This is a genomic window from Glycomyces terrestris, from assembly GCF_003933745.1.
Taxonomy (GTDB): domain Bacteria; phylum Actinomycetota; class Actinomycetes; order Mycobacteriales; family Micromonosporaceae; genus Glycomyces; species Glycomyces terrestris.
Map to the genome: position 1 here is coordinate 149,941 of NZ_RSEB01000003.1, position 23,408 is coordinate 173,348.

General features: G+C 69.3%; 17 protein-coding genes and 2 pseudogenes. 2 read left to right on the forward strand and 17 right to left on the reverse strand.

Annotation, left to right across the window (positions count from 1 at the left end):
- Nucleotides 1-110 precede the first annotated feature (110 nt).
- From EIW28_RS10650 to EIW28_RS10725, 16 genes and pseudogenes are all read right to left on the reverse strand, one after another.
- Nucleotides 111-1,850: an ABC transporter family substrate-binding protein gene (locus EIW28_RS10650; protein ID WP_125247708.1), complete on the reverse strand. Its 1,740-nt coding sequence runs from the start codon at nt 1,848-1,850 to the stop codon at nt 111-113.
- A 518-nt stretch (nt 1,851-2,368) separates the two neighbouring features.
- Nucleotides 2,369-4,084 (reverse strand): ABC transporter substrate-binding protein, encoded by a 1,716-nt coding sequence (locus EIW28_RS10655; protein ID WP_125247709.1) that lies wholly within the window; start codon nt 4,082-4,084, stop codon nt 2,369-2,371.
- A gap of 357 nt (nt 4,085-4,441) precedes the next feature.
- Nucleotides 4,442-6,151 (reverse strand): ABC transporter substrate-binding protein, encoded by a 1,710-nt coding sequence (locus tag EIW28_RS10660; RefSeq protein WP_158630364.1) that lies wholly within the window; start codon nt 6,149-6,151, stop codon nt 4,442-4,444.
- A gap of 249 nt (nt 6,152-6,400) precedes the next feature.
- On the reverse strand, nt 6,401-8,086 hold the full coding sequence (locus tag EIW28_RS10665; RefSeq protein ID WP_125247711.1) for an ABC transporter family substrate-binding protein: 1,686 nt from the start codon (nt 8,084-8,086) through the stop codon (nt 6,401-6,403).
- A 143-nt stretch (nt 8,087-8,229) separates the two neighbouring features.
- Nucleotides 8,230-9,975 (reverse strand): ABC transporter family substrate-binding protein, encoded by a 1,746-nt coding sequence (locus EIW28_RS10670; protein ID WP_125247712.1) that lies wholly within the window; start codon nt 9,973-9,975, stop codon nt 8,230-8,232.
- 316 nt (nt 9,976-10,291) lie between these two features.
- Nucleotides 10,292-12,268, reverse strand: a complete 1,977-nt coding sequence (locus EIW28_RS10675) for a HelD family protein (protein WP_125248327.1) — start codon at nt 12,266-12,268, stop codon at nt 10,292-10,294.
- Between the two features lie 175 nt (nt 12,269-12,443).
- Nucleotides 12,444-12,929 (reverse strand): hypothetical protein, encoded by a 486-nt coding sequence (locus EIW28_RS10680; protein ID WP_125247713.1) that lies wholly within the window; start codon nt 12,927-12,929, stop codon nt 12,444-12,446.
- Between the two features lie 188 nt (nt 12,930-13,117).
- Complete coding sequence (locus EIW28_RS10685) at nt 13,118-13,411, reverse strand: GNAT family N-acetyltransferase (protein ID WP_125247714.1); 294 nt, start codon at nt 13,409-13,411, stop codon at nt 13,118-13,120.
- 29 nt (nt 13,412-13,440) lie between these two features.
- Nucleotides 13,441-14,913 carry an MFS transporter gene (locus EIW28_RS10690; protein ID WP_125247715.1) on the reverse strand — a complete coding sequence of 491 codons (1,473 nt, stop codon included), beginning with the start codon at nt 14,911-14,913 and terminating at the stop codon, nt 13,441-13,443.
- Nucleotides 14,900-15,565: an LppX_LprAFG lipoprotein gene (locus tag EIW28_RS10695; RefSeq protein WP_125247716.1), complete on the reverse strand. Its 666-nt coding sequence runs from the start codon at nt 15,563-15,565 to the stop codon at nt 14,900-14,902. Before EIW28_RS10695 ends, EIW28_RS10690 begins: the two co-directional genes overlap by 14 nt.
- A 138-nt stretch (nt 15,566-15,703) precedes the next feature.
- On the reverse strand, nt 15,704-16,684 hold the full coding sequence (locus tag EIW28_RS10700; RefSeq protein WP_125247717.1) for a glycoside hydrolase family 11 protein: 981 nt from the start codon (nt 16,682-16,684) through the stop codon (nt 15,704-15,706).
- Between the two features lie 590 nt (nt 16,685-17,274).
- Complete coding sequence (locus EIW28_RS10705; RefSeq protein WP_125247718.1) at nt 17,275-18,066, reverse strand: DUF7019 family protein; 792 nt, start codon at nt 18,064-18,066, stop codon at nt 17,275-17,277.
- A 37-nt stretch (nt 18,067-18,103) separates the two neighbouring features.
- Nucleotides 18,104-18,921, reverse strand: a pseudogene (locus tag EIW28_RS10710) (transposase).
- A 43-nt stretch (nt 18,922-18,964) separates the two neighbouring features.
- Nucleotides 18,965-19,705: a class I SAM-dependent methyltransferase gene (locus EIW28_RS10715; protein ID WP_125247719.1), complete on the reverse strand. Its 741-nt coding sequence runs from the start codon at nt 19,703-19,705 to the stop codon at nt 18,965-18,967.
- Between the two features lie 95 nt (nt 19,706-19,800).
- A pseudogene (locus tag EIW28_RS10720) lies at nt 19,801-20,194 on the reverse strand (helix-turn-helix domain-containing protein); the annotation flags it as partial.
- Nucleotides 20,195-20,349: 155 nt separating this feature from the next.
- A complete protein-coding gene (locus EIW28_RS10725) occupies nt 20,350-20,952 on the reverse strand; it encodes a CGNR zinc finger domain-containing protein (protein ID WP_197717200.1) in 603 nt (200 codons plus the stop codon).
- A 67-nt stretch (nt 20,953-21,019) separates the two neighbouring features.
- Here EIW28_RS10725 and EIW28_RS10730 point away from each other — a divergent pair, with 67 nt between their 5' ends.
- Together EIW28_RS10730 and EIW28_RS10735 are read left to right on the forward strand one after the other, a co-directional pair.
- The gene (locus tag EIW28_RS10730) at nt 21,020-21,409 is read left to right on the forward strand and encodes a RidA family protein (protein WP_125247720.1); all 390 of its coding nucleotides are present in this window, start codon (nt 21,020-21,022) and stop codon (nt 21,407-21,409) included.
- Nucleotides 21,410-21,484: 75 nt separating this feature from the next.
- A complete protein-coding gene (locus EIW28_RS10735; protein ID WP_125247721.1) occupies nt 21,485-22,972 on the forward strand; it encodes an MFS transporter in 1,488 nt (495 codons plus the stop codon).
- Nucleotides 22,973-23,034: 62 nt separating this feature from the next.
- On the opposite strand, the gene EIW28_RS24170 is transcribed toward EIW28_RS10735, so the two are convergent.
- Entirely contained in the window at nt 23,035-23,175 is a 141-nt protein-coding gene (locus EIW28_RS24170) for a hypothetical protein (protein ID WP_158630365.1), read from the reverse strand.
- Nucleotides 23,176-23,408: the final 233 nt, after the last annotated feature.

Consider the following 23,408-nt stretch of genomic DNA (forward strand, 5'->3'; position numbering starts at 1 on the left):
GCGCGCCGGACCGCCGGTCAGGAGTGGGCGACTTGCGGGTAACTACTCCTCAGTGTCAGCCACACCCCATTCTGCAAGCCTTTGCAGAGATACGGGGGGTGTCAGGCAGTCTATGCCTCACTGTCTGCTACACCCCACTCTGCAATGTTGTAGGCGGCTCGTTGCTGGGAAGCCCAATTGTCCCGGACGTTGACCAACCTATCGGAGACCATCACCATCACGGGTGCGTCCACGATCGGGAGGACGTAGGCGTCCTCGATGACGCGCTTCACGGCCTCGTTGGCGCGCGCGGCGGCCTCGTCCATGTCCAGGGTGCCGTTGATCTCCTCGATGAGCGCGTCCAGGTCCGGGTCTTCGAGGTGGCCGTAGTTCGAGCCGGACTCGGAGTTCCAGTACTGGGCCGCGGAGCCGACGAACAGCGGGTCGGAGCTCCAGCCGAAGTTGATCATGTCGAAGTCGCCCTCGGCGAGGACCTCGCCGAGGCCGTCGGCCGGGATGGCGCGCAGCTCGACCTGGATGCCGAGGTCGGAGAGGGTGGCCGCGGTGAGCTCGCCGGTGATCTTGCGGGACTCGCGGGTCTCGAGGTAGCGGAAGTCGAGCTCGACCTCCTCGCCGTCGGGGGTGAGGAGGTTCCCGTCGCCGTCCCACGTGTAGTCGGCGGCCTCGAGGGTCGCCTTGGCCATCTCGATGTCGCCGGTGCCCTGGCCGGTCGCGGTCAGGAAGTCCTGGTAGTACTCCGAGCCGTTGCGGAAGAGGTGGTTGTTCTTCCGCTCGATGTCGGACTGCACGAACGCGTAGGTGCGGTCGATGATGTTCTCCAGGTCGATCGCCTGGAACACGGCCGTGCGCAGCTCGATGTCGGAGAGGAACTCGTTGCGGGTGTTGAGGTCGATGTGCTCCCAGTTGGGGCCGCCGGCGACCGAGTAGGAGACGCCGTCGGCGGTCTCGAGCTGGGAGATGGCCTCGGAGGTGGCCGAGAACGGCGAGGCGCCGTCGATCTCGCCGTTGCGCAGCGAGGTGACGATGTTCTCCAGGCCCTCGATGACGCGGAAGGTGAGCTTGTCGAGGGTGACCTCGGTGTCGCCGGCCCAGTCCTCGTTCGGCTCGTAGATGACGTACTCGCCCATGGCGGCGTCGGCGACCTTGTAGGGGCCGGTGGTCCAGGTGGGGGCGGTCTCGGAGAAGTACGCCTCGGCCGCGGCCATGTCCGCGGGGTCGTTCCGCCAGTCGAAGCCCTGCTCGTCGGCGATGTGGGAGGGGAGGGAGAGGACTTCCTCGAACTTCCACTCGGCGGAGTGGTAGGACTCGACGTACGTGACGGTGACCGTGCCGCCGTCGCCTTCGATGGAGGCGACCTGGGAGCCGTAGGTGGTGTTGGCCGGGGTGCAGCCGGCGCACAGGTCCTCGTTCCCCGAGCGGGCGTACCAGTGGTAGATGAAGTCGTCGACGCTGATCTCGGTGCCGTCGCCCCAGTTCGCGCCCTCCTTGAGGGTGTACTCGACGGTCACCGGGCTCTCGCTCACGAGCTCGGGCTCGGCGGCGAAGAGGCCCTCGTTGACGATGAACTCGCCGTTCTGGTCGAACTGGCCGGTGTACGGCCACATGCCGGCGAGCGCCACGCTCACGTACGCGTTGTTGCCGTCCGCCGTGTTCTGGTTCCAGCTGCTCCATCCGGCGTCGATGGCCCACGTGATCTCGCCGCCGTCCGCGCGCTGACCCGAGTTGCAGGTCGCGGCGTCGGTGATGCAGTCGTCCAGGCTGGACGAGGCCGCACTCCCGCCACCGCAGCCCGCCAAGGCCAGGGTGGTGCAGGCGAAGGCGGCGACGGCCGCCATGTGGTGTCGCTTCATGGTTCCTCTCGTGGGTGTGCGCCGCCGGACCGGACGGCGGGGAGGGCACCGTGGGGGGCGGTGTGCCTGCCGGGCCGAGTCGCCGCCTGGGGCCGGTGGAGGCTCCGTGTTCCGGTCGTGCCTTGCGAGCAGGGCCGGGGCGGCGGTCGGGTGACGCGAGGTACAGCCTTCCACGGGAAACGCGGGTTTCCAGCGGCCGAACCAGGAATGAGCTTCGTTCGTTATGTTCCCGTGATGTTCATTCCCTGAATGGCTGCGAAAGGTGGGATTTTCACAGCCTGCCTGGGAAAACCCGTCGCGACAGTGGAACGGGTCGGCCCGGCGGGCGCGGTCGCGGGTGTTGGAGGAGTTCGGGTCGCGGGGTGCGGGAGGGCGGCGGTGCCGCCGGCGGCGCAGCGCCGGCGAGGTCCGCCCGGGGCGCTCCGTCACCGGGGGGCCACCCGGCCGGATTCGCGCCAGAAACCAGACGAGCGGCGGAGCCCCCGAGGAGGGCTCCGCCGCCAGGGCTCAGCGAACCCTTACTTGATCTTCCACTCGCGGACGTTGAAGAGCGGGCCGGACTGCGAGTAGCCGTTGGCCAGCGGGCCCTCCAGGACCTGCGGGTTCCAGTAGATCGCCTGCGGCTCGTCGAAGACGGGCAGCGTGTAGGCGTCCGGGACCACGATCGCGTCGACGTCGTTCGCGAACTGCGCGGCCTCGTCCAGGTCGAAGGTCGAGCGGACCTTCGCGATCGCCTCGTCGGCGACCGGGTTGGAGTACTTGCCGTAGTTCGAGCCCGAGCCGGTCTCGAAGTACTGCGAGGGCTGCACGGTGAACGCGGCCGAACCGGACCAGCCGAAGATGATCAGGTCGAAGTCGGCCTCGGCCAGGACGTTGCCCAGCTCGCCGTCCGGGATCGCGACGAGCTCGAGCGCGATGCCGATCTGGGCCAGCTGCGCCTGGGCGAGCTCGGCGGCGAGCTTGCGGACCGGGTTCGTCTCGCCGTAGCGGACGTTGAAGGTCACGGCCTTGCCGTCGGGGGTCGTCAGGGTCTGGCCCTCGGCCGCGCCGGTGTAGCCGGCGGCGGTCAGGATCTCGGCGGCCTTGGCGATGTCGCCCGAGCCCTGGCCCGTCGGGCCGATGTGGTCGACGAAGTACTTGTTCTCGTTCGAGAAGAAGTGGTTGAGCTTCTGCGGGACGCCCGTCTCCGGGTAGTTCTTGTCGCAGATGTCCTGGCAGTTGATCGCGGTGAACACGGCCTTGCGCAGCTCGACGTCGGCGAGGAACTCGTTCTGGACGTTCGAGTCGAAGTGGATCCAGATCGAGCCGGTGTAGGTCTCGATGCTCATGTTCGGGTCCTCGGCGAGGAGCGCGTTCTGCTCCTCCGAGAACTCGCTCGGCCAGGCGCCGTCGATGGTGCCCTGGCGCATCTCGGTGACGATGGCCTCGGTGCCCTCGATGACGCGGAGGGTGAGCTTCTCGATGGTGGGCTTGATCGAGCCCTGGTAGTTCTCGTTGATCTCGTACACGATGTACTCGCCGAGCTTGGCGTCGACGACCTTGAACGGGCCGGTGCCGATGAGGCCCTCGCCGTCCGCGGTGGGGGTGGTGGTCTCGAAGTACTGGATCGCGTCGCCCATGACCTCGGGGTCGGTCTGCCAGTCCGCGAAGCCCTTGGCCTCGGCGACGTGGCTGGGGAGGTAGATGGTGCTGGCGAACTGCCACTCGGGGTCGGAGTAGCCGTCGACGTACGTCACGAGGATGGAGCCGTCCTCGGCCTGCTCGATCGAGGCGATCTGCGAGCCCCAGTCGATCGAGGCGGGCAGGGCCTTCTCCTGGTTGGCGTGCTCCGGCTTGCCGGACATCGAGTACCACTGGAAGATGAAGTCCTCGACGCGGACCGGCTGGCCGTCGGACCACTGGGCGTTCTCGTTGAGGACGTACTTGATCTGCATCGGCGCTTCCGAGACGAGCTCGGGGGCCTGCGCGAAGATCGCGTCGTCGTAGTGGAACACCGCTTCGGCGTCGAAGTCGCCGGAGCCGGCGGCCATCGGGGTCATGGCCTGGTGGCCGTAGGAGTTGTTGCCCGCCTGCGTGTTCTCGTTCCAGGAGGCCCACGCGGAGGAGACCGCCCAGACGATCTCGGTCTTGCCCGAGCCGCCGTCTTCGCCGTCGTTGCCGCCGCAGGCGGCGAGGGTGAGGGCAGCGCCGCCGCCGAGGGACAGGCCGCCGAGAGCTCTACGAGTCAGAGCCATGAGTGTTTCTCCTCCAGATATCGATGCCGAGGGGGCCTCCGGCTGGCCGCGAAAGCGCCGATGCCTCGCGTCCGGACGAACGGGTTGGGGGAAGGCGTGCTGCCCTCGGCGGTGTTGTGACAAACACTGGCACAGACGTGAGCGGATTGACACGGCGGAGGGCCCAACTGGAGTTTATTCGTGATGTATTCGTGACTTTGCGCCCTGCTCCGTGTGGTCTGAATGGACCGTGGGGCCGATGTGGCATCGGCCCCACGGGGGAATTCAGTGAATTATCGGGACGGAACGCAGTGAATCGGCGCCGCGATGCAGAGTCGAATTCGAGTCGCGTTCACCACTGCCCGCACCCGGCCCGGGTCACGGGGCCTGCCACTCCCGCACGTTCCAGGTCGGGCCGGCCTGGCTGGCCGGGTTCACCGGGTCGGTGAGCTCGATGAGCTTCGCGTTCCAGATGACCGACAGCGGGCTGGAGTACAGCGGCAGGGTGTACGCCTGCGCGACCGCCTGGGCGCTGATCTGGTTCGCGAAGTCGGCGGCCTCGTCCATGTCGAACGTGCCGCGCACCTTCGGGAGCAGCTCGTTGATGACCGGGTCGTCGTAGCCGCCGTAGTTCGAGGCCGAGTCCGTCGCGAAGTACTGGTTGGGACCGGTGGTGAACGCCGGGGAGCCGACCCACGAGAACACGATCATGTCGAAGTCGGCGCTGGAGAGCGTGCCAGCGAAGTCCTCGTCGCCGAAGCCCTTGAGCTCCAGGTCGATGCCGAGCGGCTCGAGCTGGGCCTGGATGACCTCGCCGGTGAGCTTGCGGATCTCGTTCGAGGTCGCGAAGCGGAAGTTGAAGACGACCTGCTCGCCGTCCTTCTCCAGCTTCCCGTCGCCGTTCCAGGTGTACCCGGCCGCGGTGAGGATCGCCTTGGCGGCGTCGAGGTCGCCGAGGCCGTAGTTCGCCGGGGTGAGGTAGTCCTGGTAGTAGGGGCTCTCCTCGGTGAAGAAGTGGTTGCCCAGCCACGGCACCTCGGTGCCGGGGAAGGCCCGCTCCTTGATCTCGCCGATGTTGACCGCGGTGAACACGGCCTTGCGCAGCTCGACGTCGGCGAGGAAGCCGTTGCGGACGTTGATGTCGAAGTGCGACCAGGTCGCGCCCGCGTACGTCTCGTACTTCCACTCCTCGGGGTTCTCGTCGAGCTCCTGGAGGATCTCCAGCGAGAAGTCGTTCGGCCAGCAGCCGGCGATGGTGCCCTGCCGCAGCTCGGTCACCTCGGCCTCGATGCCCGTCACCGGCCTCATCGTGAGCTTCGTGAACTTCGCCTTCTTCGAGCCCTGGTACTTCTCGTTGGGCTCGTAGACGATGTACTCGCCGAGCTTGTTGTCGACCGGCTTGTACGGCCCGGAGACGACCGTCCACAGGTTCTCGTTGAACCAGGTGATGGCGTCGCCCATGACCTCGGGGTCGGTCTGCCAGGCGGTGAAGCCGCCCTCCTCCTCGGCGTAGTGGCTGGGGAGGTAGACGCCGCCGGTGAACTTCCACTCCGGGTCCACGTTGCCCTCGGCGAACGTGAAGACGATGACGCCGGGCTCGGGCTCCTCGATGGAGGCCACGGTCGAGCCCCAGGCGGTGGTGGCCGGGAGGGCCTTCTCCTGGTTGGCGTGCTCGGGGTTGCCCGACAGCGAGTACCACTGGAAAATGAAGTCCTCCAGGCGGATCGGCTTGCCGTCCGACCACTGGGCGCCCTCCTTGAGGGTCACCTGGATCTGCATCGGGGCCTCGCTGATGAGCTCCGGCTCGCCCTCGAAGATGGCGTCGTCGTAGAAGACGTTGCCCTCGGGGTCGAAGTCGTAGCCGCCGCTGCCGGCCGACACCATCGGGGCCATCGCGAGGTGGCCGGCGGAGTTGTTGCCGGTGCTCGTGTTCTCGTTCCAGGCCTCCCACGGGTACGCGATCGCCCAGGTCAGTTCGCCGCTGGGTCCGCCGCCGCCGTCCTCTTCGTCGCCGCCGCAGGCCGCCAGCATGAGCGCGGACGACCCGCCGATGGTCAGTCCGCCGAGTGCTCTACGGGTAAGAGCCATGTGCTGTGTCTCCTCCATTGGGTCGGCCGAGGAGGAGCGCCCGTTCGCGGGTCCCGGGGAGGCGCCGTCGCCGGCCGGGCCGCGGAGGGGGCGGACGGCCGCCTCGGCAGTACTGGCACAAACGCTGCCATGTCGACCGACCGAAGGGAACGAGTCGGTACGGATTTGGCGGACCATTGTTACCCGACCGATATGTGCGGCGGGGGGCCGCCCGCAGTCGGACGGCCCCCCTCGCGCGCGGCGGTTCGCCTACGCGGGCTTCCAGTTCTGGACGTCCCACAGCGGACCGGACTGGCTGTTGCCGTTCGGGGTCACGCCGGCGAGCAGGTCCTGGTTGTAGATCGTGGACTGCGGCTCGTCGAGCAGCGGCAGCGTGAACGCGGCCGGCATGACGAGGGCCTCGACGTCGTTCGCGAACCCGGCCGCCTCCTCGAGGGAGGTGGTCGAGGTGACCCGTGCGATCGCCTCGTCGAGCCCGTCGAGCGAGTACGAGCCGAAGTTCGAGCCCGAGTCCGAGCCGAAGTACTGGAACGGCGCGGTGGTGAACGCGGGCGTGCCGGACCAGCCGAAGATGACCAGGTCGAAGTCGGCCTCGGAGAGGACCGGGCCCAGCTGGCCGTCCGGGATCGACGTCAGCGTCACGTCGATGCCGATCTCCGCGAGCTGCGACTGGACGACCTCGGCGATGAGCGTGCGGGTCGCGTCCCCGTCGCCGTAGCGGAACGTCAGCGTGACCGGCTCGCCGTCGGGCGTCATGAGCGTGTCGCCGGTGGTGTACCCGGCCGCGGCGAGCGCGGCGTTCGCGGCGTCGGCGTCGCCCGAGCCCTGCTGCGGGTCGGTCTGGCTCAGGAAGTCCTCGTGGAACTGGCTGTTCTGGCCGAAGAAGTGGTTCGTGCGGGCCGCGACCTCGGTGTCGGGGTAGGCGCGCTCGATGAGCTCCTCGTTGTCGATGGCGGTGAACACGGCCTGGCGCAGCACCTGGTCGGACAGGAACGCGTTGTTGGTGTTCGCGTCGATGTGGAGCCAGACGTTGCCCTCGTAGACGTTGACGGAGACGGCGTCGTTGCCGTCGAGCTCGTCGAGCGCCTCCTGGCTGAACTCGCTGGGCCAGGAGCCGTCGATCTCGCCGTTGCGCAGCGCGGTGACGATCGCGTCGGTGCCCTCGACGACCCGCAGGGTCAGCTTGTCGAGCCCGGGGTCCGCGCTGCCCTGGTAGTTCTCGTTGGGCTCGTAGATGATGTAGTCGCCCACGGCGGCGTCGGTGGGCGTGTACGGCCCGGCCGACCAGGTCGGCGCGGTGGTGCCGAGCCAGTCGGCGCTCGCGCCCATGACCGCCGGGTCGCTCTGCCAGTCCTCGAAGCCGTTCGCCTCGACGATGTGGCTGGGCATGAGGTTCGGGAACGCGAACTGCCACTCGGGGTTGAGGTAGCCGTCGATGTAGGTGACGGTGACGACGCCGTCGGCCTCGGTGATGGAGGCGACGTTCGCGCCCCAGTCGGTGGTGGCGGGCGCGCACTGCTCCTGGTTGCAGAACTCGGCGTTGCCCGACATCTGGTACCAGATGTAGATGAAGTCCTCGGCGCGGATCGGCTCGCCGTCGGACCACTGGGCGTTCTCGTTGAGGGTGTAGGCGACCGTGAGCGGGGCCTCGGAGGTGAGCTCGGGGAGCTTGGCGAGGACCGCGTCGTTGTGGACGAAGTCGCCGTCCGGGTTGAAGTCGCCGAAGGACGCGGCGGCGGGGGTCAGCACCTGGTTAAGGTAGCTGTTGTTGCCGTCGCTCGTGTTCGGGTTCCACGATTCCCAGCCCGAGCTGATCGCCCAGGTGACGTCGCTGTCGCCGCTGCCGCCGTCGCTGCCGCCGCAGGCGCCGAGCGCCCCTGCCGCGAGTGCCGCCGCGCCGGCCACGGCCAGTGCGGTCGCCCTTGCAGGTCGCATATGACCACTCCCCCTACTCTCCCTTGTGGCCGCGCCCCGGCGGGCGCGACTGGAACATCGTTGCACCTTGTCGGCCCGATTTCGGGGAGTTCCACGCAAGTCGGCAGGGCCGGTGCGCGAGGCGCCGGCCCTGGTCGCGAGGGTCATTCGGCTCTGAGTCCCCATTCGGCGACGTTGTAGAGGGCGCGCTGCTGGGAGGCCCAGTTGTCGCGGACGTTGACGAGTTCGGGGGTGGCGATGACGGCGACGGGGGTGTTCACGAGCGGGAGCTGGTAGGCGTTCTGGACGACGCGTTCGGCGATCTGGTCGCCGATGGCGGCGGCCTTGTCGGGGTCGGGTTCGAGGGCGAGGCTGTCGATGAGGGCGTCGAGTTCGGGGTCGTCGAGGCGGCCGTAGTTGGTGGGGGCCTCGGAGTCCCAGAACTGGCGCGCGGAGTTGACGATGACCGGCTGGGAGGTCCACCCGAAGGCGACCATGTCGAAGTCCGACTCGTCGAGGGTGGGGCCGAGCTCGGCGGCGGGGAAGGGCTTGAGCTCGACCTCGATGCCGATGTCGGCGAGGTTGAAGGCGACGAGGTCGGCCATGGTCTGGCGGTCGTCGGAGCCGTCGGCGTAGCGGTAGTTGAAGGCGACCTGCTCGCCGCCGGGGGTGTGGAGGAGGCCTTCCTCCCAGGTGTAGCCGGCCGCGTCGAGGGTGTCGCGGGCGAGTTCCATGTCGCCGGCGCCCTGCCCGGTGGAGGTGAGGTGGTCCTGGAAGCCGGGCGCGTCGTTGCGGTAGAGGTGGTTGAGTTTGCGGGCGGCGTCGGACTGGACGTTGGCGTAGGTGCGGGCGATGATCTCCTCGACGTCGATGGCCTGGAAGACGGCGGTGCGGAGGGCGGGGTCGGCGAGGAACTCGTTGTTCACGTTGATGTCGATGTGGTGCCAGAGGGGGCCGCGGTCGACGTTGAAGTGGATGCCCTCCTCGCCGGCGAGCTGGACGACGTTCTCGGCGCTGACGTTGCCGGGGCTGGCGCCGTCGACGTTGCCCTGGCGGATCTCGGTGATGATCGACTCGAGGGAGTCGAAGGACCTGAGGGTGAGCTTGTCCAGGGTGACCTCGGTGGAGCCGGCCCAGTCCTCGTTCGGGGCGAAGACGGCGTACTCGCCGACCTTCGCGTCCTCGATGATGAAGGGCCCGGCGGACCAGGTGGGGACGGTGGCGGAGAAGTGGGCTTCGGCCGCGCCCATGTCGGCGGGGTCGTCGCGCCAGTCGAGGCCCTGCTCGTCGGCGATGTGGGCGGGGTTGGAGAGGACGGGCTCGTACTTCCATTCGGAGGAGGCGTACGCATCGGTGTAGGTGATGACGATCTTGTCGGCGGTGGCGCCCTGCTCGATGGAGGCGACCTCGGCGGCGGTGGCGGCGGCGGGGGTGCAGCCGTCGCAGCGGTCGGGGTCCCCGGAGCGGGCGTACCAGTTGTAGACGAAGTCGTCGAGGCCGATGGGGTTGCCGTCGCCCCAGTTGGCGTCGGGGTTGAGGGTGTACTCGACCTGCATGGGGTGCTCGTTGACGAGTTCGGGCTCGGCGGCGAGGATCGCGTCGTTGACGACGAAGTCGGCGTGCTGGTCGAACTGGCCGATCGCGGGCCAGTAGGGGGCGGTGACCTGGAGGGTGTAGACGGTGTACTCGGCGCTCTGGTTGGGGTTCCAGCCGGTCCAGGAGCCGTCGATGCCCCAGGTGATCTCGCCGCCGTCGGCGCGCTGGCCGGAGTTGCAGGCGACGGGGTCGGCCGCGCAGTCCTGGAAGCCGCGGTCGCCGGGGTCCGCTCCGGTGCCGCAGGCGGTGGCGGTCATGACCAGGGCGGCGCCGAGGCCGATGGCGCCGGTTCGGGGTCGTCGTGCTCGCTGCATCCCTCTCCTCGTGGTGCTCGTGCGCTCGGGCGCCGGGAACGAGCCGGTTCACGCGGCTCTAGGCGAATATGAGCACGGGATGCCACTGCGCCCGAACTGTCCTCATTGACCGTCCATTGGGGGCAGAATGGAGGCGGCCGGGACGCGGACGCGCAGGTGGGCGGGGGCGCGGGGCGATTCCGGAAGGGAGGCGCGGATATCGGCGGTTTCACCGACATTCTCCGCGTTCGCCGCGGCGTCCGCCGATTGTGATCGAATCGGTATGAAGTTTGCGGGGGAGGCCGCACCCGGCCTCCCCCTGTTCACGCCGGCCGGCTCAGGCGTTCATCTCGGCGGGGAGGGGGCGCGAGTGGACGACGGTGAGCCGCGAGACGGCGCGGGTGAGCGCGACGTACAGGTGCCGGAGGCCGACGCCCTCGACGGTGGCGCCGCCGGTGGCAGGCGCCTCGACGATCTCGACCGGTTCGACGACCACGACGTGGTCGAACTCGAGGCCCTTGGCGAGGCTGGCGGCGACGAGTTCGACCCGGTCGAGGCCGGCCAGGAGGGGGGCGAGCGCCGCGGCGCGCTCGTCGGCGGCGATGACGCCGACGAGTCCCTCCTCGTCGAGCGCCTTGGCGACCGCGTCGCGGACGCCGGAGTCGAGGTCGGCGGCGGGGACGACGTCGAGGGAGCCGTCGGAGCGGATCGAGCGGGCGGGGGCGACGCCGACGCGCAGGTGCGGGAGGACCCGGTTGGCGAGTTCGATGATGACGGCCGGCACGCGGAACCCGGTGGTGAGCTCGGTGTGCTCGACGGCGTCCTTGCCGAGGTGCCGCATCTGGTCCTCCCAGGAGGCCGCGGCCCACGGGGTGGTGCCCTGGGCGAGGTCGCCGAGGACGGTGACCGAGCCCTTCCCGGAGCGGCGGGCGATGACCCGGCACTGCATCGGGGACAGGTCCTGGGCCTCGTCGATCACGATGTGGCCGAAGGAGGCCGAGGGGTCGCGCAGGTTCAGGTGCGACTCGAGCTCGTCGGAGACGAGGAGGTCGGCCGCGGTGGGCCTGGCGGGCCTGCCGGTGAGGAGCGCGGCCTCGGCCTCGGTGAGGATGCCGGCGGTCGCGTCGGCGCGGAACGCCGGGTCGCCGTAGAGCTTCTTGAGGACGGTCTTGGCGTTGAGCTTGGGCCACAGGGCGTCCAGGAACGACCGGACGGCCGGGGTGCGCTTGATCCCGGTCCCCCACTTGGCGTCCGGGGAGTGGCCGGAGCGGATCTCGGCCTGGCGGCGCACGCCCTGCACGATCGCGTCCTCGAGGGCCTTGCGTCCGGCGGTGTAGGTGCGGGAGTGCTTGCGGGCGTTCGCGAGCGCCTCTTCGAGGTAGGTCAGGCCGAGGCGCCAGCGCCAGCCGCCGTCGGCGATGAGCAGGCCCTCCTCGGGGGCGGCGCCGGCGGCGGCGAGGGCGGCGGGGACGGTGCCGACGTGCCCCCAGACGGCGCGTTCGCAGACGAGGGCGATGCGCTCGTCGTGCTTGACGAGCGCGGCCTCGTGGGTGTCGGCGGCGGTGGCGGTGTGGGCGCCGGTGAGCTGCTGGACGGTGGTCTGCCAGACGGAGGTCTCGCCGAGGGTGGGGAGGACGCCGGAGATGTAGGAGAGGAAGCCTTCGTTGGGGCCGACGATGAGGACGCCGGACTTGGTGAGCTTCCCGGTGTAGTTGTAGAGGAGCCAGGCGGCGCGGTGGAGGCCGACGGCGGTCTTGCCGGTGCCGGGGGCGCCCTGGACGCACAGGTTGACGGCGGCCTCGCGGCGGATGAGCTCGTCCTGGTCGGGCTGGATGGTGGCGACGATGTCGCGCATGGGCCCGGTGCGGGGGCGCTCGATCTCGGCGGTGAGGATGTCGGAGGCGACCTCTTCGCCGAGGACGAGGTTCTCGTCCTCGAAGCCGGTGAGGCGCGCGCCCTGGAAGCCGAAGCGGCGGCGCTTGGCGACGTCGCGGCGGTCGTGGGCGGAGGCGCGGTAGTACTGCTCGGCGAGGGGGGCGCGCCAGTCGAGGACGAGCGGGTCGTTGCGCTCGTCGCGGATGTGGCGGCGGCCGATGTGGAAGTCCTCGCCGTCGTCCATCCAGATGCGGCCGAAGAACAGGGCGATGTCGCGGTCGCTGAGGTCGGCGAGGCGCGGCACGGTGTAGTTGGCCATGGCCCAGCCGAAGTGCTGGTCCGAGCCGACGTCGCCGATGCCCAGGTTCTTCCCGGACTCGTCGAATTCGCCGGCGTAGGTGCGGTGGATGGCCTCGGTGAGGTCGCGCATGGCGGCCATGCAGGCGCGGGCGCGCTCGTGGTGGGCGATCTCGGTCTGGAGTTCGGCTTCTGACACAGGAGTCTCCCCGGTGGATTTGTCAGACGGTGCGTGGCTCGCGCGCGGGGCGCGGCCGGAGGTGCCTGAAAGGCGAACCGTCGACCCTACCGGGGCTTGACCTGGGCCTGCAATCGATTTACCGCACGCTCAGCGGCTTCACGTCCACGAGCCGCCCGTCGTCGCGGTGCAGGACCCAGCCGCCGCCGGGCGGCAGCTCGTCGGCGGGCTCCTGGGTGTGGGCGGCGAGGTCGTGGCCGTCGAGCGCGGCGACGGCGACGAGGAGCGCGGCGAGCACGGGGGCCTCGGCGCAGACGACGGCGGTGCGGCGCGGGTCGGGGAGGGCGCGCAGGGCGCGGGCGCCGAGCCAGACCGCGGCGTGCGCGGGCGTGAGCTTGGGGGCGTCCGCGGCGAGGTCGGCGGCGACGGCGCCCTGGAGGGCGAGGCGGCTCGCGAGCGGCGCGAGCGTGTCGGCGCAGGCGCGGCCGGGGCCGGACAGCAGCGTCGTGGGGTTGTACAGCTGGAGGAAGTCGGCGAGCGCCCAGGCCCGCCGGGACTGGGCGTCGGTGAGCCGGTCGTCGGGGCCGTCGGCGACGTGGCGCAGCAGGATGAGCGCGGACAGCATCAGCGGCCCCCGCTCACTGCGGGGGCGGGCGCGACACGGCATCGAGTCGGCCGGGCGAGGGCAACCGGGGGACGCATACCGTCGATGCTTCATCGGCAGATGAACGGCAGTTGAACCCGGACCTTGCGCGCAGGTGAACACTCCGCGGCAGAGCGGCCTAGCGCCCCTTCGGAAGTCGTGCGGCCCGGCTAGGAAGGCCGGTAGCGGAGGTCCTCGTACTCCTCGTGCCGCTGCATCCACCGGTCCACGAACGGGCAGGTGGGGTACGCCTTCGCGCCCTTGGCCCGCAGGTCGTCGAGGGCGTGGCGCACCAGGCGGTCGCCCCAGCCCTGGCCGCGCAGCGACCGGTCGACCTCGGTGTGCGGCAGCACCATGAACTCCTCGCGCTCGAGGTACTCGAGGTAGCCGAGCACGGCCCCCGAGTCGTCCCGCAGCTCGTACCGCTGCTCGTCGCCGTTCTCGACCACAGAAAGATCCGCCATGCCGCCACCCTATCCGGCCGGAGGCGCCCTCAGCCCGCCTCGACGGCCCGCGTCACGTCCGGCCGCCCCGGCAGCGCGGCCGAGGCGGCGGCCCCGGCGAGGCAGATGGCCGCGGCGGCGGTGAACACGTCGGCGTACTGGGCGGCGAGGGCGCGGTCGAGGGCGTCGAGGTAGACCGCCTGGCGTTCGAGGAACTCGGCCTCGGAGACGCCGAACGGGAGCGGGGTGTCGAGGTCGGCCGTGGACTCCTGGAAGCGGTGGAGGCTCCAGGCGGTGAGGGCCGCGACGCCGATGAGCATGCCCATCATGCGGGCGACGACCGCGAACGCGGCGGCGGTGCCGTGGCGGTCGGCGGGGACGGCGCGCAGGGCCGCCGAGGAGAGCGGGGCGACGGTGAGGCCGAGGGCGAGGCCGGCGACGGTGAGGCCGGGGCCGACGTCGGGGACGGTGGCGGCGATCCACGCGTACGCCCCTGCGGCCGTGGCGAACCCGGCGATCGAGGGGAGGCGCTCGCCGCAGCGGGAGGCGAGGGCGCCGCCCGCGACCGCGCCGATCGGCAGGCCCGCGAGGAACCACGTGAGCAGGAGCGCGCCGCCGGCCGAGTCGAGGCCGAGGAGGGTCTGGGCGAGCAACTGCGTGTCGACGAGGGTGACCATGAGGACCGCGCCCGCCGCGGCGCTCGCGGCGAGGCAGGCCGCGTACGGGACGCGGCGCACCCCGGCGGGGTCGAGGAGGCGGACCTTCGCGACGCGCTGCTGCACCGCGAAGAGGGCGAGGACGGCGAGGCCGCCCGCGATGGCCGGGAGCCCCCACGCCGGGAGCACCGCGTCCTCCGGCTCGGGGTTGTACAGGCCGATCGTGAACAGCCCCAGGGCGACCGCGAGGAGGGCGCCGCCGATGACGTCGATGCGGGCGTCCCGGCGCGGCGCCGCCGCGGGGAGCGCGACGTGGACGGCCGCCATGGCGAGGACCGCGAGCGGGACGTTGACCCAGAAGATGCCGCGCCAGCCGACGAGCGCCGCGATCCCCGCGCCCGCGAGGGGTCCGAGGACGGCGCCGAGCTCCTGGGCCGCGCCGACCCAGCCGAGGACGGCGGCGCGGCGGCGGGCGGCGAAGAGGTCGGCGGCGAGCGCCATCGTGACCGGCAGGAGCGCGCCGCCGGCGAGGCCCTGGAGGGCGCGGCCGGCAACGAGCGGGGCCAGGTCCTGGGCGAGGGCGCTGACGACGGAGCCGATCGCGAAGGCGGCCAGGCAGGCGTGGATGACGGGGCGGCGCCCGAACCGGTCGGAGACGCGCCCGAGGAGCGGCATCCCGGCGATGTAGCCGAGGAGGTACCCGGTGACCAGGGGCGTGGCGCGTTCGAGGTGGTTCACGGGGATGTCGAGTTCGTCGATCATGTCGACGAGGACGCTCACGAGGACGTACGCGTCGATGGAGCCGAGGAGGACGGCCGCCCCGGCGGCCCCGAGCGCGAGGCGCCGGCGCTCCCTACTGCGGGGCAACGATCTCGACCGGTTCGTCGTAGTCGTCGAAGGCGAGGGCGACCGTGGCGTCGCCCTGGGCGAACTCGGCCCTGACGACGCGGAGGCGCTCCTGGTCGAACCAGACGGTGGCGGTGTTCCAGTCGCCGGCGGCGGGCAGGAACTCGGCGAACGCGGCCGGGTCGAACACGACCTCGTACCGGTAGGTCGCGACGCCGTCGATCGTCTCGGCGTCCTCGGGGGTGGCGGACTCGACGGCGTCCAAGAGCGCGGCGACGCCGCGGTCGGGGTCGAGGAGCACGGTGGGGTCGTACGGGAGCATCTCGTCGCCGACGGGGATCTCCTGGTAGCCGCCGGTGGCGCCCTTGACGTAGGCGCTGTCGCCGACGATCGTGTAGTCGATCTCGAGGTCCATGCCGAGCGCGGTGATCACGCCGGCGCCCTCGGCCTCGCCGTCCGCGGTGACGACCCCGTCGGCGCGCTCGACCGCGAGCCCCTCGACGTCGCCGTCCACGGTGAGTTCGAAGTGGACGGACTCGGCCGCGGCCATCGCGGCGGCCGCGCTGGGCAGCGCCTCGTCGGCCGGGGGGAGGTCGTCGGCGCCGCCCGAGCAGGCGGCCAGGAGCGCGCAGGCGGCGAGGGCGGCGCCGGTCAGGGGGTGTCTCGATCGCATGCGCCGATCCTATGCCGCGCACGCTCCAGTGGGGAACGGCGAGCGCGGCGACCGCCCGCGGGGAGAGTGCGGGCGGTCGCCGCGGGGGACCCGGCGGTTGGGTGGCCGGGGCCCCCGCGCCGGCCGGACCGGGCGTGCCTAACTGCACGCGACGGTCGGCCAGTTCCAGTTGCCGTTGGCCTGGATGGTGAGGCCGAACGTGTTCCCGGCGCCGTTCGGGGTCGCGACGAGCTGCTGCGCGGTCGGGTAGGACGCGTTGCAGTTCCAGGTCGCGATGACCTTCGCGGGCGAGGGGATGTTCAGCGTGGTGCGCCAGTCGGACTTGCCGGAGACGGTCACGTTGAGGTTGTACCGGTCGCTCCAGCGCTGCCCGGCCGACAGCGTCGCGGTGCAGGCGCCGCCGCCACCGCCGCCACCGCCGCCGGTGGAGCCGACGGTGATGTTGGAGCTGCCGGTGGACTGGTAGCCCTCGGTCGCCATGATCATGTAGTAGCTGAAGGCGCCCAGGTTCATGCCGGCGCGGGCCCAGGCGTCGAAGTGGGCGCCGGTGTCGATGGTGCCCGAGCTGCGGGCGCCCTGGCGGACGCTCCAGTACTGGTTGAAGGTCCTGGTGCCCTCGACCGACGGGGCGTTGTAGCGCGTGGACTGGCCGAGCCAGTAGTTGCCGCCGTTGATGGTGGCGTTGCCGCGGTGCGAGGCGCCGCTGCTGGGGTTGTACGGGCCGTGCGATTCGACGATGTAGTACTCGACCAGCGGGTTCGACGTCCAGCCGTAGAGGGCCAGGTAGCCGTTGCTGCCGTGGTTGACCCAGCCGCTGTAGTCGACGATCCGGCGGCCGCCGTTGGCCCAGCCCTTGCCGCCGACCCAGTTGTTGGCGCCGTTCCAGGAGCTGCTGTAGTTCCCGCCCGCGCCGAGGGTCATCGAGGCCCGGCCCTGGGTGTCGGTCCAGAAGGAGTAGTAGTACCCGTTGTGGGTGCCCTCCTGGTTGGTGGTGATGACCTGCTGCGCCTGCGCGGCGCTCGGCATGACCAGCCCGGAGGCCCCGAGCGCGAGCGCGCCTGCGCCGCCGAGCAGCAGATTCCTGCGGCTGAAGATGCTTGGGGGCGGGTTGTACTTCATCCTGACTCCTCGGAAGGGTGTCGAGCGGCTCGTGCAGAACACCCGAGCCGCATCGAGAGACATCTATCTCTCGGTAGACACCATCGTGGACCGGACATAGGAACGTGTCAATAAGTTTCGGAAAACTATCGGAACTTTTCAAGGTCACTTGACCCGAAACGACCTGTGAACCCACAGCTCACGCCCAGACTCGCACGAAAAGCCTCGAAATCCGCCATCGTTGACCCGCGAAAGGATCACCCGACCCGCCGACCGAACTTCCGGAACTTTCAGAGCGCATGCAGCCGCGGTCCGCACCAGCTTTCGCAGCACGGCGGAGACAGCGAAAACGCCACCCGCGATGCGGATGGCGTCGAGGTTCTGCGTGGTGCCCCCGGCAGGATTCGAACCTGCGACACCTAGAGGATGTCCCGCTATCGATGGTGGTGCTGTCGTCGACCCGCTCTCGGTCAGACGGTGCGGGCAAGGTTGTTCAGGCGGGCAATGCCGAGCATCGCGACCGCGACGCCGTCGCCAGGCTGGCCGGTCGGGTGCTCGTCGATCGACGAAGCCGGGGATGGAGGTCGGGGCCCAGATGCCAAGGGCAGGTGTCATGGACGCGGTGGCCGACGTGGTCGTCTGCGGGACATTTCAGCGGCGACTGCCACGTAGAGTGGGGTGGCCAAGATGGCACGGGTGTGGCGAGAAGGCTGTGCATCATTGGGAACCTCGCCTTGGATGAGTGGCACGGCGAGGTATTCGAGGTCCTGTGATGGTCCGCTGAGCCTGATGCGGGTGGCGTCATGCAGCCCGTCTTCGGGATGGCCGAGCACTGCCATCGCAGCTTCGTTGCCGATGTCGGCATCCGCTCGGAGTAGGCGCCAGTCTTCGGCGAGGTCAGGTCGTGCTGAGAGGTTTTCCGCGATCACCGCCATGATGTTGGGGGTGGCTGAATACGCGACCAGCCTCTGGTTCTCTTCTGTAGGCTCTTCGCCGAGCACGTGGCGGCGGGACCCGGCGAGCATCACAATGCCGTTGGCGTCCTGCCCCCGAAAGAAGACGGTGTCAAACCCGTTCGTCGGACTCTCGGGCTCGTATCCGTTGCTGAGCCACCCCCAGCGCATCGGCATCGACCCTCGGAAAAATGCCGCCCCCGGCTGCACCCCTGTGCCGACCTGGTGGTGCCGGTCGATGTAGCGCTCTACGATGCGGAGTTTCGCCAGCCGCGCAGTGCGCGGCGGATCACCCTGGCGCAGGACGACGCTGGCGAGTTTCAAGTCCAAACCGAGCTCCATGCTCACTCGCCGGCGCTGCGCTGGGTCGATCTGCTCGAAAAGCATGTCGAGCTTGGCGTCTGAGATATACAGGAAGTACCGCAGCGGTGCTTTCCTCCTCCAGAACACGATGGCATCCTTTCGGGCTCGGCCAACCTTTCCATCGTCACAGATAGACCCGAGTTCCGCTGTCCACCACGGGCTCGCGAGCAAGCTGAGATTTCCTGGACTGTGCTGGTCCGTAGAACCCGTCAGCCATGGCTTCGGCGGATCCATCGCCGCGGAGGCGGCAATCGCGAAGCACTTTCCAGACTTTCAGTTTCGCGAAGGTGTGCTCGATGCGTGCGCGGACGTGGCGATGGGAGGCATTGTGGGCTTCCTTCCACTCCACCAGCGGCTCGTCCTTCTTCTGGCGCCGGTGCGGGATGATCGCTCGGGTGCCGGGGTAGCCGCCGTCGGCGATCACGGTCGCGGTGCGGGTGGCGTGGTCGATGCCGGACTCGCCGAATGCCTTCGAGTCGTTGCGGTTGCCCGGCAGCGGGATGCCGACGGCAACCACGAGCTGGGTATCAGCGTGAATGACGACCTGATGATTGGTCGAGTACCGGTAATTCTTCGACTTCGCGGCCACCGCGTGGTCACGGGTGGGAATCAGAGTGCCATCGACGATGAGGATCGTCTCGGGTGCGAAGCGCTGCCGTTGACGAAGCGCGAGTTTGGGGCGAGGTCGTCGATGATGCGGTCGGCAGCGGACTTCGACGTGCCGAACAGTGCCGCGATCTGGCGCATGGTCAGGTTCGTGCGCCAGTAGGTGGTCACCAACAGGACCTGGTCCTCGAATGCGAGACCCCAGGGGCGGCCCTTGAGCGTGGGATCGGCGCCCTCGGCGCGCAGTTGCCGAACGAGCTTGGCGAACTGCCGCGCAGTCAGGCCGCTGAACGTCTCGATCATCGCCTTGTCCGCTGCACTGATCACCCGTGTCACGCACGCATGATTGCATGCGCCCCAACATCTTCCGGGGCGGTGATCAGGGCGCTTCCAGGACGAGGAAAAGGAAGCACAGGAACGCCGAGTCGGGCGTCTTGACATCGTCGGGGAACTTCTCGTGGGCTCCGGGCGCCGGGGGCGGCTCGCTGACGACCGCAATCCGGAACCCGGCTTCGATGAATGCCCCGGTGACCGCCTGCAGCGGCCGGTGCCATTGCGACAGCAAGACGCTCTGGCCGCTGAAATCGCACTCCAAGCCGTACTCGTGGGTCGAGAAGTAGTTCCGGTCGGGATAGGACAACTTGTAGACGAAGGGGTGGTGGACGGCCACGATGAGCCGCCCGCCCGACACCAGCACGCGCCGCAATTCGGCGAGCGGTGCCGTCCAGTCCTCCAGGTAGTGCAGGACCAGGCATGCGACGACATCGTCGAACGCGTCGTCGGGGAATGGTAGGGGATCGTTGAGGTCTGCCTGCTGGAGTGCGGCGTCCTCGCCGAGCCGCCGCCTGGCCAGCTCGAGCATCTTGATGCTGGGGTCGACGCCGGTGACGATGGCGCCCCGGTCACGGAGCTCCTCAAAAATGGGTCCGGCACCGCAGCCGACGTCGAGGATCCGTCGCCCGGCCACATCCCCGGCCAGATCCAGGATCGCGGGCCGCGCGTAGTAGGCGTTGAGGAGGCTGGATTCGTTCTCGGCGGCGAATGCCTCGGCGAAGCCGTCGTAGTCGGCGGTCGGCGTCTGGTCGACGAGTCCGGCGGCGTTCTCGTGGTCTGAAGGCATGCGGGCCATTCTGACACGACTCGACCAATCCGCGACGGGAGGCAGCGACTGGCCTCGTTGCAAAGCGCACGACTGCTCCCACCGGAACATCCACTGACGACCTGGTGGCTGGTGGAGTAGCGGTAGTTCTTCGGCGGGGACCAGGGTGCCATCGACGATGAGGACGGTCTCGGGAGCGAAGCGTTTGCGGGGCCGCAGTGCCAGCTTCGGTCCCAGGTCGTCGATGATGCGGTCGGCGGCGGACTTTGAAGTCCCGAACAGGACCGCGAGCTGGCGCATCGTGAGGTTGGTGCGCCAGTAGGCCGTGACCAGCAGCACCCGTTCAGCAAAGCCCAGACCCCAAGGGCGGCCCTTGAGCGCGGGGTCGGCTCCCTCAGCTCGGAGCTGGCGGACGAGCTTGGCGAACAGGCGCGGACTCAACCCGCTGCACAGGTGCACCATCGTCTCGTCCGCCGCGCTGATCACACCGTCACGCAGGCACGATCCCATGAGCCTCAACCACTCTCGAGCTCAACCTGAAGCGCGGCGTTCGGTCAGGAGCGCGAATCCGTGGCGGTCAGATTTCACCGGTCTCCTCCGCGTCGCCGACGACCGCAATTAAAGGCCGCTGAACTCCGGCGTCCCCGACGTGCTCTGCGGGTCCGTCACGAACCCATGGCTTCTCGGGCGCGGTAGGCCCGGAGCTTGTTGCGGTTGCCGCACCGTTCCATCGAGCACCAGCGTCGTGTGCCTGGGCGCGAAGAGTCAACGAACACCATCGGGCAGTTGTCGCTCGCGCACTCGCGGATGCGCTCGGCCAGCGGCCCGGACAGCAGCGCGATCATCTCCCGTGCCAGCGTCGACAGCGCCTGCGACGCCCGCACGGGCGCTGCCCATTCAGAGGCGATGCCGTCCCCGGTGAGCCTGGGGGCCAACGGCGGGGCGGCGGCCGCCCGGTTGAGAACCGCTACCGCCTTCTCGGGGAGCGGGCGGTCCGCCGCGCGCGCATGCGCTGCATCCCAAATCGCCTGGCGCAGAGCCTTGCCCGCAGTCAGCTCACGGGCCGTCACGGGCACCGTGACCACTGCGTTCAACGGCGGCTGTGCCACCCAATCGCCCAGGTCGCCCGGTTCGTGGAGGATTTCGAAGACTGCGTACTGGCCTTCGCCGCCCGCGTGGGCGAAGTCCAGGCAGACCGCCCCGGCATCGAACCAGAACGATCCACCCTTCGGATCGTGCAGCAGCCGCCCCGTCGTACTTGCTCTCATGTAACCACTATAATCGGTTTCTCAGTCAACACCAGTTTAAGTGGTTACATCAGTCGAGGAGGCAACCGTGGTCGCACGGCACATCAACCCCGCCGGACTGCATCGGAGTCCGGCGTTCAGCCAGGCCGTCGTGGTCGAGCAACCCGCGAAGACGATCTACATCGGCGGGCAGAACGGCGTCGACTCCGAAGGCAAGCTTGTGGGCCCCACCGTCGGGGAGCAGTCCCTTCAGGCATTCCGCAACCTCGCGACCATCCTTGAGAGCGAAGGGGCGAGCCTGGCGGACATCGTGCACTGGCGGATCGCCGTGGCCGACGGCCACTCGTTCGACGAGGGCGTGGCCGCGTTCCAGGAAGTGTGGAACCGGGCCGACCCGCCGCCGGCCATCACCGTCCACGTCGTCGCCGGCCTCGGGCCGGGCTTCCTCGTCGAAATCGACGCCGTCGCAGCCGTCTGAATTCCAAGAACGTGACCGTCCACGGATCGGTGGACGGTCACGTCCCCTTTCCCAGCAGAGAAGCGACAGCAAACCGTGACGACCGTCCGCGACACCCCGAACTCCCAGCCGAACACTCCCGCGCCCATCTCAATCCGATCGACCATTGCGCTCGTCTGCCTCGCGCAGTTCATCATGGTGCTCGACGTGTCGATCGTGAACGTCGCGCTGCCCGCCATGCAGTCGGAGCTCCGCCTCGATCCCCAAGGGCTGCAATGGGTGGTCAACGCCTACCTGCTCACCTTCGCTGGCTTCCTGCTCCTGGGAGGCCGAGCCGCCGATCTCTACGGACGCCGACGCGTCTTCGTCGCGGGCCTGACCGCATTCGCCGCCGCCAGTCTCATCGGCGGGCTCGCCATCACACCCGGAACGCTGATCGCCGCGCGTGCGCTGCAAGGGCTCGGCGCGGCCATCGTCTCCCCGGCCACACTGACCATCCTGATCACCTCGATCCCCGACGGCCCGCAGCGCGCCAGGGCAATCGCCACCTGGGCGGCGGTCGGAGCGGTCGGCGGCGCAGCCGGGTCGCTCATCGGCGGCGTCCTCACCGACCACCTGTCATGGCGCGCGATCCTGTTGATCAACGTGCCGATCGGAGCGGTCGCCATCGTCGCCGCCCTGCGCCTCCTTACCGAAACCCGCGACCTTCGGGCCCGCAGGCTCGATCTCATCGGCGCGATCACGGTGACCTTCGGGCTCTTGGCGCTGGAGTTCGGGGTGCTGAACGGGTCGGGGCACGGCTGGGGATCGCCGCACGCGCTGCTGCCGGTGACCGCAGGCGTGCTCGCGCTGGCCGTGTTTGTCCTGGTGCAGGCCAGGTTCGCTCGGGTGCCGCTGATGCCACTGTCCGCCTTGCAGTCCCGCTCGATGTCGGGTGCCCTCCTCATGCAGCTCCTCCTGGGCGCGGCAGGGTTCGCGGTCTGGTACTTCCTTTCGCTCTACATGCAGCAGGAGCTGCACCTCAGCGCGCTCCAGGCGGGCCTGGCATTCCTGCCGCACACCCTCGCCATCATCGTCGCCTCCAAGGCCACGCCGCAGCTGGTCACCCGGATCGGCACGCGTCCCCTGCTGATCACGGGCGCACTGGTCTCGGCGACGGGCTTCGGCTGGCAGGCCACGGTCACACCGGAAAACGACCTGATCACCGGCATCATCCTGCCCGGAATACTCATCACCGGCGGCATGGGCCTGTGCTCCGCACCAATCACGATGACCGCCACCGCCGGGGCGAGTCCCGACGATGCGGGGATGCTCTCCGGCATCCTGAACGTCTCCCGCCAAGTCGGCGGTTCACTCGGCCTGGCCGCGCTGACTGCGCTGGCCGCAGGCGCCTCCGGGCGTCAGTCCTCCGAGTACGCACTGGAGTTCTGGGTCTGCGGTGCGCTCGCGACCTCCTCAGCGGTGGCCGCGGCCGTCCTTCCGAAGGCGCCGAGGAGCGAACCGAAAATGCCGAAGGGGGCTACGGCCCCGCCCGCGGCAGGAGCGATTGAACCTCGGGACTGCCTCCGCGAAGGAGCTGTCTAACTGATGAAACGTCCCGGTTGGCGTACTTCCCGCGGGTCACCGTCGTCTGTCATATGCCGCCCTCAAAGCGACGAGCCACGAGGGGGCTTCAGGATCCGGTCGCGTTGGGCGATGATGAAGGTCGCCGCCGCAATGCCAACAGTTCCAGCGGTCAGCCACGCCGGAACACTCCCGTAATCAAGTCCGCTAAGAAATTCGATCATGGGATCAGGCTAGGTCTCGGCAGGTCTACCTCTCCTCAAACCACGCCCCGCGGCGGAACGCTTGGCACACGAGATCATCCGTTCGACCGAAGCCGCTCTACGCGGAAGGAGGAGCCGCCCTCTTCCAGAGGCTGCGCTGTGGTTACAAGTAGCCGAGAGGGTCTACACGGTGTCGCGTAAGCCCCCCTTCTGGCTCATGGCCACCTGGGGGCAGGCGTGATCGCCTCGTGGTT